Here is a 9,670-nt window from a genome sequence, read left to right on the forward strand (position 1 = left end):
TATTTTTGAAATTTTGAAATTCGCTGCAAAATTACTAAAATGTTCCTAAAAATCAAAATATTCTGATTTTTAGGAACGTTTTAATCAATTTCACTCAAAATGCTTCAGCGAATTTTTCTCATCTACTAATTGAACTTCAGGGCAACCGCATCAAATTTATGATGACAAGGAAGACCGTAGGTCTTCAATCTACCCCGTATGGGCACAGCCGTCAGGTTAAGGCTGAAAGCCTTGTAGCAATAGCGTAGGGCATCGCCCAGTCGTGGTCGGAAGATTTCACCGCGGGCTGAAAGCCCAGCATATCCCAGCCCTGAAAGGGCATTATATCATCATATTGCCCCATCATATCTGCGCCGAGCAGAGGCTATTTTTTGTTGAAAACAAATTGTAGGTTTTGCTTGCGGTAGTGATGAAATTTACCATCACTGCTTATGAGCGGGATTTTTTCACAAATGGCTTGGGCAATAATTAGGCGGTCGCTTGGGTCGTTGTGATTTTCTACACGGTCAAGACCGGAAAAAGTAACAAGATGCTCCCGTTGGACATACTTAATTGCCATATTCCATTCTTTTTCAATAGAATCTACAATATCTTGTGCCGTTTTCCACCTTTTATGCCTAATTTTACCTGTTTGGAAAAGATGAATCATTTCTTTAACACTCTCAGAACTAATGTAGAGCAGATTAGAATAATCATCTAAGATATAACTAACATTTTTTGACAGCATATCGCCGTCATTAAGCAGTCGTACAAATATGTTCGTGTCAATTAGATAGCGCATAATTACTATTTGTTGACTGCCCGCCAATCCAATACTGTCAATTCCCCTTTGGGGTGCTTTTCCCAATAATCCGTAAGTCGCCCCTTCCTGAGCGGCGCGGAGCTACTCTGCCCTGCGCTCGCTTCTGCTGTTGCTTTCACTGCTGTTGTTGCCATAATTTTACATTATTAAATTTTCTGCAAAGGTAATGCAAATTTTTGAATTAGCAAATGTTTTGGCATATTTTTCCAAAAATTTGCCTGATTGTTGGCGGCAGATGATTAATGGTGGTGGGGCTGGGATATGCTGGGCTTTCAGCCCGTAAATTCAACATCTAACCAATCTTCCGACCACGACTGGGCATCGCCCTACGAAAGATGCCCTCTCCCCCTCGTTTCGCCCTGAAAGGGCATCAGCCATTGCTATCGCCCTTTCAGGGCTTGCATTCAATGCCATATCCTGTCCGTAGGGCGATGCCCTACGCTATTGCTACAAGGCTTTCAGCCTTAACCTGACGGCTATGCCCGTATGGGGTAGTTGGTCACTGTAAATTTGGTGCGGTTGCCCTATTCCCCTACCCAGCGACCTGTTTTGACTGCTCCTTCGTAGGGTGATGAGGGCACCGTTGCCATTGCGTTTGCCGTTTTATCTCCTTTTTATTCTGCATCTTCTATATAGCGGACGATGCCTTTTAGTTTGGAATATGGAATAATAAATGCGTGACCCCACCCCCACTCAGCAGCAGGTCCATCTCCCAACACATAAGCACCGTAATGAAAACGTATTCCTTTTGTGGTAAATTCAAAATCAGGTAGTGGTAAAGGACCTTCGTTGTAGCCATATTCACTCAAATCAGCACCATCAGGTATGTTATTCTCTTTACGTAATTGTTTTTCAATCAAAATTAACAGTTTATTGTTGTCTATTACTAAATCTTCTATGCTAATTTGCTTTCCGGTAGTTTTATCAAATGTAAATAATGTCTCCCCCACAATTCCAACACCAATACCACCACAAAGACGGTATGAATATCCAATAGAAAAGACACGACTATTCTGGTAAGAGTTGGTAGACCAGCTCATCTGACTGTAATCATCATCACCATATGCCTCAGTTATTGCTTCTTTGCGTGCCAAAGTCCAGCCGGCAGGGTCATCAGATTTTGTGCTTCCATACCATCCTTCCATCGCTGTTATTCGTGCTTGTTCGATATTTCTTACTAACTGCTCATTTCTGCCTGATGCGATGTAGTAACTACATTCATTATCGGCAAAACTGATTTTTTTCAATGCAACTTTGTTGATAACTTCGGAATCGGCTTTTTCTACTTTCGTTTGAGACAGAGGTATCCAGCCTTTGGTTGTTTTTCCTTCCGAATTTATAAATTCAACATAGCCAAAGCCGTTTTCCGTTTTTTCTATAATTGCTTTATCACCTTTTGCCAACCAATTTTTCTTCCTTATAGTCGCCCAATCCGGCTGTTCATAAAAATAAGTTTTATCATTGGCAATCAACATGTTAATCGAATTATTCAATCCGGTAACCTCCTCTACAACAACTTCTACTACCGGTGGTTCTGATAAGTGATTATCATTATCCCAAGGAGAAGGGATGAACCACACTATTGCCGCTATTGTAATAAGAATTAGCAACCAAATCCCCACTTTCTTTACTTGCTTCTTGTGATTTTTCAGCCAATCCAACAACTTGTTCTCTGGAATGTACGAATTACCATCTGCATCATCTACATCATCTGCATCATCTCCGTCAACGTCCATATCCATGAGCGGATACCCGCAACGGGGACATTCTTCTGTTTTCTCAAACAACTGCTCGCCACATTCAGGGCAACTAAACATACTCTCAATTGGACACCCGCAATGTGGGCATTCTTCTGCTTTGTCGGAAATTTGCTTTCCGCATTCAGGACAATTAATAATAGCCATACTTTATGAATTTATTTTTAAAATTTTACCCAATTACTATGCAAATATTCCGGCGAATAGCGCAGCAACTCCGGCAACCAGAGCAAATAGTATAATCAAATCAATAATTGAGATGATGAACCCAACTACGGCAAGACCTCTTGGACTTTTGAAAAGTCCGATAAATGAAAACAGAAGTCCAAAAAACCACAAAATCCATCCAAAAACAGGAGTCCAACTGAAAAACAGGGCAAATAAAGCGAACACAAAACCGGCAGTGCCGGTGCCATTGGAATTTTGCTGGTTCACAATGATTTGCGTTTGCTGCTGAGGTTGCCTCACGAATGTTTCCCTCACGGGTGTTTGCCTCACCGTTGTCATTCTCAAATTACTCGGGTGTCCACAATTAGGACATTTCTTTGCTTTGTCGGAAACTTGCTTTCCGCATTCTGTACAATTTATTAGTGCCATAATTTAAAAGTCTATTTTTTCTATTACTTGTGTTTCGGCGGCTAAATCAGCTAACCGCCGTCCATCCGCACTTGCTAACACCATTATTGGTTCAATCAGCCAACCAACAATAGGAATACATCCGAGTAGCGACCCTATCAGCCATCGTAAGCAAGACCGCCACTTTGAACACGGAGTATTATCGGGTAAATAAATAACCATCAATCCAACCGCTTTCTTGCCCCAACTTTGCCCTTTGCCAAATCCATCTTTAGTCAAAGCATATTCAAATGGTAATAAACAAAGAATAACGAAGAAAAACATTTCACCACTTTCAAATAAACGCGCTAAATGAGTTACAAAATAACTTATATCATAAAAAGACCCATACAAAACATTTACAAAATAGAGCATTGCAGGTATGAATAAGGCAGCTGCAATTAGCCCATCTAAAAATGATGCTACAAATCGCTTTCCCAAAGAGGCTTTGGGATACCCCAATCCTAACTGAATTGTTGAATTGGGAACTTGACCGTCATCAACAGTCTCTCTAATCGGACATCCACATTGTGGACATTTCTTTGCTTTGTCGGAAACTTGTTTTCCGCATTCTGTACAATTTATCAGTGCCATAATTTTATATTTTTTTTTTTAATTTATAATTTCTTTATTTTCATTCTACCTTTACATTAAAACTCCCCGTCCACGAATTACTGCTACCATCCACCATACCAATGTTTATCGGTATCTGCGTTCCCGCTGTTGCTGAGTTGGAAACCGTAAACATGATGGTGTAATAAACAGAAAAGTCATACCCGCCTTGTCCGTATTTGGATTGCCCGCCCGTATAATTGCCGTAATCTATTTGCGTAGTAGGCGATAAGCCGGATATATAGGAGCTACCGGATGAAAAACTTGCTTTCACGGCATTTGCTGCACCTGAGCCTATATTTCTCAAAAGGACTTGTAAATATACTTGTTCGCCTTTTTCTACTTTTTTGTCTCCGTCATAATCCACTACTACGGTGTATTTGTCATAAGCCATTTCTGCCGTTTCACTTCCTACCACAGCATTGAAACTATCCGCCCAAGTATTGCCGCTTTCATCAACAATACTAATGTTTATAGGAATTTGCGTTCCGGCAGTGGCGGAATTGGAAACAGTGAACTTGACAGTATAACTTTCTGCAAGAGAACCTGCATATCCGTCATAGTTCACTGTTTTAGTACTTCCGGCAGCAATAGTAGCATAATTCACTGCTGTGGTTGGCGTAAAACCGGAAATAGATGGACTGTTTGACGAAAAAGTAGCTTCCACTGCGTTTGTCGTACCTGTACCGGTGTTTTTCAGACTAACTCGCAACCCAACTGTTTCTCCTTTGTTTACAATTTTATCACCATTATTGTCGGAATAAACGGTATATTTATCAAACTTGATGGAAATTTCTTTAACAGGCTCGTCTGAACCAGAACCTCCGGAATCCATGCCATCGCTACCTCCGGTTCCAGTCTTTGTCAGTTCTCTAATCTCATCCATCGTTAACTCAGGATAGCTGCAACCGGCATCTAAAAAGAGCAGGGAGCATAACATCAATTGAATATTCTTTTTCATTGTTATAAAATTTAATAAATTTGTCCTTTGTTATATTCAAAAGTTCGCGATACAATAGTGGCATCTTTGAATAAATGTTCAACATCTTCCCAAGAAACACTTTGTATTTTCTCAATGGGAATTGGCATTGTTTTAAATACAGTTGCATTTAGTTCTTCAAAGCGTTTTTTAAAATCCTCGTTTTTTGGCAGAATAGCAACAAAATAATAAGTATCGGCATATCCTATTTTTTCCCGTGCTTTCTCTACAATTTCATTTTTTCCGATTTTTCTATCATTACCATCATTTTTTTTGAAAATGTTGGGCAATTTGTAAGAACTTGTATCTGTCTTATTTTCTTTTAGAATATTGACTAACAGATATTTGTAATATAATTGAACAAAAATATTGGAAGATATACCAGCAAAGACTTTTTTTTGTTTCAAATCATCAAACTTTCTGTCAATAGAGAAACTTCCCTGACATGTTTTCACTTTTCCTTCAATAAAAACAACGGTCTTTAGTTTTGTGTTATTATTTTCTGCTATAATAACTAAATCGCTATTCCCAAAGTCAGAAAAGGACTGTTCACTGAGTATAGTATATTTTACACTCTCACCAAAGCATTCGCTATTATCATCTATTTGCAAAACTTTCAGAAAATCACCCACCAATTCAGGGTGTGCTTGCAAATAAAAAACAATGCTATTAAATATTCCTCGCTCAGAATATCCTAAAACCTCTACAGTATTCATATTTTTCATATTTTTTAATTATTTTTATTTATTTAGACATAAGTGCAATAGCAACACCTACACTCACATCACTCAATCGCTGCTTGCTGCCCGACAACAATAATGTATTGTAACCGGCCGACAACGCAATTGGTCCTAAATGCAATACCATACCGCCTTCTACATCCAAGCCTTTTTGCAAATCGGGGCAATAGTAGTTTTCTGTATCCACTATTTGGTATGCCGCTCCATATTTTCCATATCCCGCACCGCCATATAGATAGCAACCTTTGAACAAACGAGCCATAAGTCCTGCCGTCCATGCCAACCGGTAGTATTCTCGCTTATCAAAATCAATGTTGGAAAAATCAATATCTGCTCCATCGTCAGACGGTGCTCCATCAAAGTGAACATCTGTTTTGAATCGGATGTAGCCGCCCCATTTCCCGCAACCTCCTATCGTAAATCCCAGAGGAGCCGTTCCCGAATACAAATATTCCAACCAAACAAAGGTTTTTATCTCTTTTTTTAATTTGCCATGTATTTCATTATGTCCTGCTGTTAAATTCATTGTCTTTTCAAGCCTTTCATAGCCTGAGGCTTCAAATGACACGAATGTTTGACCAAGCGGCAAATCTTCTTTGGTAGTTGGCGTACTTCCGATGCGAGCACCATTGATTGAAACGGTTGATGAAGGAGTTGATGTAATTTGAAGATTAGCTAATACTATCTTATCCAATTGAGCTTTTATCTCAGCAATTTTCCCCTCTTGCACCTCCACGGTTTGTTTGTCCGGTTTACAGCCTTTGGCTTGCAATTCAATAGTATGCTTGCCAATCAGCACTTCTTTAATGATTGTTGGCGCATTATCTTTGTGCTTTACACCATCAATAAAAATGGTGGCATCCACCACATTGGCACTTATATTCAGCGAACCATAGATGGGCGCGGGGGCTTGCAGTGGAATCGTTTTGTTTTCGCCGGCTTTCACCTCAAACGAACTGACAGAGGGGCGATGCAAAGCTTTTTTCACTTCCACTTTATACGAACCCGGCATCAAACGCTCGCTCCACCTACCGGCACCTTTGCGTTCATCATTGACATAAATATCTCCATCACCGGTTAAGGTAATCACTGCAAAAGCCGGCTTCAAATCAGGCGTCAAAGACGATTTTTCCGAAGCACGTATCTCAATTTGTCCGTTTAGCGGGTAATACATCGGTGCCTCTATCGTGTATTGATGCTTCCCGTATGACAACAATTTTTGAAATGTGCCATTGCTAAATGCCTCGGAAGGATTGCCGTCTAATTTTATCGTTGCCCCCTCAATGGGACAATTGACGATGAGGTATTGCAACGCTACATTCTCTTTCATCACTCGCTCCACTGTCCCCGATTTCAACTTCATGATATACACCGTAGCCTCTTTCAGCGATTCGCCAAATTCATAGTTGCGAACACTGCCCAAATCTTTGTGTTGGATAGTTAGCCGTCGTGCACCCGGAGAGAGGTAAACCCATATTTCCCCTATTTTTTGTTCGGTTGCCGTAACAGCCACCATACCGGCATCAAAACTAAAATCTTGCAACAGCAACGTGGTTTCTATTTTGATTATGGCACACACTTTGTCGTTCTGGTCTTTCCGTGGACTTCTCATTCGTGCTTCCTGGTCGCTTTCGTCCATTAAAAAACTTTCTACTGCAATATTCTGCGAAAATACCATCGTGCTGACTAACAGCATAATAGTTGTAAGAAAAATTTGTTTTACAATTTTATTCATCATCTAAAAATTAGAAATATCATATAATCCAAAATCGGGGTCTTTTTCCGGTTGCCACGTGCGAATATGGATGGTAGGCTCTTCGGCTTTGTTCAAATCCACCATCAAGAAAAGATAGCCCGTGTCGCCGTAAGTTGTTGAAAAATAGTCCTGTTTCAACTGTATGCCGTAGATTTCGCCACCTGCACCGGCTTTCTTTACGCTCGTGTCGGTGAATTTCAGATTAACATATTCATTGCTCTTAAACACCGTGCTAAGTTGCTTCATATATTGCCCCTTCGTGTATTGTGTCAATCTTGTTTGATTGGCGGGCAATGTATATTTGGCATTGTCCGTGTCCACGTGATTTTTTACGGTTTTTCCCACAATAATCAAGGCATTGTCCGAAAATATCGACTCGATATAATCCAATCGCTTCAAGGCATACGCCGTTTTGTAGTTTTCAATGAAATTGATAATTGCCAAGCGCGAATATTCGTCCCACTGCTGATATTTCATAATATCGTTACATGTATTTGCAGACAACGCAAACGACAGCGAGCGGATTTTACCCTCACTTGGCAAAATATTAAACACCACATCTTCCACAAATGCGCGGCGATTGTTGCTAAAACTAAACCGCATCGGCAGCGACCGTGCCAATATCCCATCCTCAAATTTCACAAACGAATACGTTGGTTTTGAGAGGATTACGGCGCGCCCGTATTGCACCAATTTGGTGAAAATATCATACCCTTCTGCTGTGAAACAATCGCGCACCGATTCATAATTTTGGGTGCGTATCGCCTTCTCTACCCGTTCCAACAATGACAAATAATTGTTGTCGTCATTGCGGGCTTGACCCGCAATCCCCTGTGCTACATGCGTGGTTGCGGCATTGGTGGAAACAACCGCATTTTGCATGGGCTGGGCGCGCCCTACCCCTACCGATGGTTTTGTCAATGAAACATTGGCATAACTTTTCTTGAAAATAATCGGCTCCACCTTATTCAACACATCATTCACCTCATTGTCAACTTTCCATTCGTTTTCAAAGGCATATTCGATTTTCAGCCGTATATCTTTGTGCAACTTCGCATCGCCTACCAGTTCAGCCATGCCTCTGCCGTCTTTTGCGCCTGTAACCGACGACCAATTGCGCCCGTCGAAAAACGAATAATCGCAATTCACAATTGGCTGTTTTTTGTAGGTAATGCCCAACATATATTGTGTTAGATTTTCATCGGGTTGCTTATCATTCACCTCAAAATCAAGATTTCCGATTGTTTCATTGATTTGTTTGGGCAGGAAAACGTCCAATTTCTGCGCTTTATCCGCTATCGTCATCGTTACGCTTTCCGCGTTAGGCAGACTTTGCAACAGCATCAACGCCCAATAATAGTACCGCAACGCATCGGCAACCTGATATTTGGCATCGGCAGCCAAAGCTTCCGTCACAAATTCCTTGATTTTGCGTTCGCGCTCGGCAAAGATTTTCCCGACTTCCGCTTTTTTCACAAATCGGAAAACGTGCACGTTTGGCTCTTCGCCCCAACTCAAAATCTCTGTGTTTTTGATGGTGGCGTTGGAATGTGTTTGCACCAAATTATTGACATACTCCTTAAAATTTGTCTTTTTATCCTTGGTGTCTTGTTCAATATGGGTACTGAAATTGCTCTCCACATTAACCGAAATACTGCCAATCAGCATCGACAAGGCATCTTTATCCGCCAAAGCGGTTGTCTTGCCCACACCTTCGCCCCAATAGTAGGCAGAGCTCTTTTTAACCTCTTCAACAGTTTGTGAGTAAGCTGATTGGGTGCATAAGCATCCAATCAGCATGATAAAAATTTTTGTAATAGACGTCATTTTAAATAAGTTGTGAGGCTATTTACCGATTTTTAAAATTTTCCAACTCTTTGTTCATTTCTTCTCTAAATTTATGCTCGTCAAAGTCAATAGAAATTTTTTTGTCAGCAGTCAACTTTTTATGTACACCAGCCCAGACATCTCCCATCATTTCTACGCACACATATACGTTGAAACTTTTGTCTTCTTTTACATAAACATTGGAGCAGATTATTTTTGTGTTACTCAGAAATTGTTGATAATAACCGGCTTCTTCCGCTTTTTCTAACTCCTCTACACCATTACCGGCACCATACTGTTGATTGAAACTCTTAATACCTCCTTTCACGAAGATTTCCAATGTGCGAGCTAATTCGCTTCGTGCATTGTTGCTTGCCAACTGTTTGGCGAACGATTCTTTGGGGCTCACACCATTGCCGGAGGCTCGAAGATTTTTTGCATCCGGATCCAATGCCAGCTCTTCACACTCTTCTTTACTTTGCTTGCGTCCTCTGTCGGAGGTCTCCTTCGATGGAGAGGCAGTTGCAACTTGTTTACTACTTCCGCAGCTCGTAGCTACTACGCCTGCGATCGCCACCGTAG

The 9,670-nt window shown here is 40.8% G+C and carries 11 protein-coding genes; all 11 read right to left on the reverse strand.

The annotated features are described in order from the left end of the window. Nucleotides 1-211: 211 nt before the first annotated feature. Entirely contained in the window at nt 212-346 is a 135-nt protein-coding gene (locus ASC50_RS07605; RefSeq protein WP_262482191.1) for a hypothetical protein, read from the reverse strand. 18 nt (nt 347-364) lie between these two features. Then, nucleotides 365-781 (reverse strand): type II toxin-antitoxin system VapC family toxin, encoded by a 417-nt coding sequence (locus ASC50_RS03230; protein ID WP_082592060.1) that lies wholly within the window; start codon nt 779-781, stop codon nt 365-367. A gap of 5 nt (nt 782-786) precedes the next feature. Beyond that, complete coding sequence (locus ASC50_RS07140) at nt 787-936, reverse strand: hypothetical protein (protein WP_158648350.1); 150 nt, start codon at nt 934-936, stop codon at nt 787-789. A gap of 480 nt (nt 937-1,416) precedes the next feature. After that, nucleotides 1,417-2,706: a zinc ribbon domain-containing protein gene (locus ASC50_RS03235; protein ID WP_158648351.1), complete on the reverse strand. Its 1,290-nt coding sequence runs from the start codon at nt 2,704-2,706 to the stop codon at nt 1,417-1,419. Between the two features lie 36 nt (nt 2,707-2,742). Further along, a complete protein-coding gene (locus ASC50_RS03240; protein WP_226995367.1) occupies nt 2,743-3,156 on the reverse strand; it encodes a zinc-ribbon domain-containing protein in 414 nt (137 codons plus the stop codon). A gap of 3 nt (nt 3,157-3,159) precedes the next feature. Further along, complete coding sequence (locus ASC50_RS03245) at nt 3,160-3,768, reverse strand: RDD family protein (RefSeq protein WP_056928696.1); 609 nt, start codon at nt 3,766-3,768, stop codon at nt 3,160-3,162. A 40-nt stretch (nt 3,769-3,808) separates the two neighbouring features. Then, entirely contained in the window at nt 3,809-4,747 is a 939-nt protein-coding gene (locus ASC50_RS03250; RefSeq protein WP_056928697.1) for a COG1361 family protein, read from the reverse strand. An 11-nt stretch (nt 4,748-4,758) separates the two neighbouring features. Next, a complete protein-coding gene (locus ASC50_RS03255; RefSeq protein WP_056928698.1) occupies nt 4,759-5,490 on the reverse strand; it encodes a hypothetical protein in 732 nt (243 codons plus the stop codon). A gap of 19 nt (nt 5,491-5,509) precedes the next feature. After that, nucleotides 5,510-7,144: a PEGA domain-containing protein gene (locus ASC50_RS03260; RefSeq protein WP_158648352.1), complete on the reverse strand. Its 1,635-nt coding sequence runs from the start codon at nt 7,142-7,144 to the stop codon at nt 5,510-5,512. 99 nt (nt 7,145-7,243) lie between these two features. Next, nucleotides 7,244-9,088, reverse strand: a complete 1,845-nt coding sequence (locus ASC50_RS03265) for an LPP20 family lipoprotein (protein WP_056928700.1) — start codon at nt 9,086-9,088, stop codon at nt 7,244-7,246. Between the two features lie 22 nt (nt 9,089-9,110). Next, nucleotides 9,111-9,670 (reverse strand): hypothetical protein (locus tag ASC50_RS03270; protein WP_158648353.1); only part of this gene is annotated, 560 nt, incomplete at its 5' end.

It is taken from the genome of Candidatus Symbiothrix dinenymphae, assembly GCF_001431085.1.